Source organism: Psychroflexus maritimus (genome assembly GCF_011089875.1).
In the GTDB taxonomy this organism is placed as follows: domain Bacteria; phylum Bacteroidota; class Bacteroidia; order Flavobacteriales; family Flavobacteriaceae; genus Psychroflexus; species Psychroflexus maritimus.
Genome location: NZ_JAANAS010000069.1, coordinates 1 through 2,470, shown reverse-complemented (window position 1 = coordinate 2,470; position 2,470 = coordinate 1). Strand labels below are relative to the sequence as shown.

Below are 2,470 nucleotides of genomic sequence, written 5' to 3'. Positions count from 1 at the left end.
TGATTTATAATACGAGTGTAAAGTGCCTACAGTGGTGGGTTGGTAATGCATGGCATGATGGCTGTGGTGATAATCCATATTTAGATTACCCTGATGGTACTGTGTTCTGCGCATCAGGCCCTACAGAGTTAGTTGAGGTAACTGGAGCTGGTGGGCGAGTTTGGATGGATAGGAATTTGGGCGCAAGCCAAGTTGCTACCTCAAGTACCGACGCAGCTGCTTATGGTGATTTATATCAGTGGGGTAGAGCAGCTGATGGCCACCAATGTAGAACCTCTGGTACAACTGCCACCAACGCAACCACAGCTGTGCCTAATGCGGGGAACTCATGGGATGGGGTGTTTATTACTGAAAGTAGCTCTCCTCTTGATTGGTTAACACCACAGGATAATAACCTTTGGCAGGGCGTAAACGGCACCAACAACCCATGCCCTGCAGGGTTTAGATTGCCTACTGAAACGGAATGGAACACCGAGCGTTCAAGCTGGAGCAGTAACAACGCATTCGGTGCATTTGCCTCACCGCTTAAATTGCCTATGGCGGGCGCCCGCAATCCCTCGAATGGCTCGCCTTTCGATGTTGGCTCCTACGGCCACTATTGGTCTAGTACCTTTTCAGGCGCCGTTGTCAGTTACCTCGTCTTCTATAGTAATGCCTTTATGAGCTCCGACAATCGTGCTAACGGTTTCTCTGTCCGTTGCCTTAAGGATTAAAAGCCCCCTAACCCCCGATACTTCGACTAAGCTCAGCACGAGAGGGAGAATTTAATAAAGAATACTGAATATTGAATAAAGAAATGAGAAATGAGAAGTGAAGATACAATTTTAAGGGAGGTTTGGAGGTTTGGGGGGTTGATTATTTGTTCCAATCAGCTTTGCGCCTTTGCGCGAGTCAATCAATTTGAAATTTGAAATAATCCATGTTCACAGAAGACAGTTGACAGTCCAGGGTTCGTGAATAACGAATTAAGAAATGAGAAGTGGGATGTTGGATGTTGGATGTTGGATGTCGGATGTGGGAAATAACTTAGGTTAACTAATCTCAAATCACGGTTCACGGTTCGTGAATAACGAATTAAGAAATGAGAAGTGAGAAATAAGAAAATTTAAATGTATTAGATCTCTGTGAACTCTGCGATAAAACCTCTGTGAGCTCTGCGTGAAAAAAGGAGGAATAAACTAGTTTGAACTAAGGAGGTTTGGAGGTTAAAAAAACAGAACCTATCATCGTAGCAACAACAAGCATAGAAACAAGTTTTCCCTACCGACTAGAAGAATTTATACATAGATTTTATATAGACAAAATATATTTTTACCAAGTTCTTTGTAATCAGTAACTTACATAAGTTAAATTTTCAAAATGTCTATACACTATCTATATAAACAATACTCACTTAACCAAATAAACAACGTAAAATTGAATAATCAAATATAAAACAAATGAAACATTTACTCAACTTACTACTCTTACTTGCGGTTTCAGTGAGTTACGCCCAGCTGCATATTAGCAGTGGTACAACCCTTCACGTGGCAGGCGATGCTGCTTTTTACACCAATGAAGATGTAAATAACCAAGGGATACTTAGCTTTGAAGAAGCTACAGCTATTAATTTTACTGTTGATGCTGGTTTAGACAATAGCGCTGGCAGCATTGCTTTTGAAGATGCTACTCTAGTAATAGGTAGCGGTACAACCAATGCCAATAGCACCGATAATTTTACATTTGGGACTAACGACGAAGTAAAACACGTAGTGCTAGACAAAAGCTCAGGAACTACCAACCTTATTGGCGGACATTTAGGCATTAGTGAAACCTTGAAGCTAACCAGCGGTACACTAACGGCTGGAGACAAGATTACCATGCTTAATCCAAGTGTGGGTCAAGAAGCTTATGTAGTAGAATCAACCGGCGGAACAGCCAACCTTAGTGTAGAGAAGTTCTACCCTGCAAAGCGCGCCTTTCGGATGGTAGCTAGCCCCGTAGATGGAGGCAGCATCTTCGATAACTGGCAAAACGGCGGAGCTAATGAAGCAGGTATAGGAACCCATATTACGGGAGACAATACAGGAACGGTAGGACAACACAATACTACTACTGGGATAGATTATACAGACTCAGGTAATCCGTCTATGTTTTACTTCAATAGTGGCTGGCAGGCAGTTGCTGACAGCAAAAACAGAGACCTAGAAGCAGGCGTGCCTTATCGTTTGATGGTACGTGGCGATCGTGGAATTGATTTGTCAGATAACGATTCTGAGGGAGCTACCACTTTACTCTCAACTGGTGATTTAAAAGTAGGAAGCATTTCACCAACTTTCCCAAGTGCTACGTCAGTCAGCAATACCTTTGCTTTTGTAGCGAATCCGTACCAATCGAGGATTGATGTGAGTGAAGTTCTTTCCAATAATTCAAATGCTGTAGATGATAAATATTGGGTTTGGGATCCGATGATTAATACCCGCGGTGGTTT

2 pseudogenes are annotated in these 2,470 nt (G+C 42.5%); both read left to right on the top strand.

What is annotated here, in order from left to right:
* A pseudogene (locus G7034_RS09130) lies at positions 1–713 on the top strand (FISUMP domain-containing protein); the annotation flags it as partial.
* A 726-nt stretch (positions 714–1,439) separates the two neighbouring features.
* Positions 1,440–2,470, top strand: a pseudogene (locus G7034_RS09125) (hypothetical protein); the annotation flags it as partial.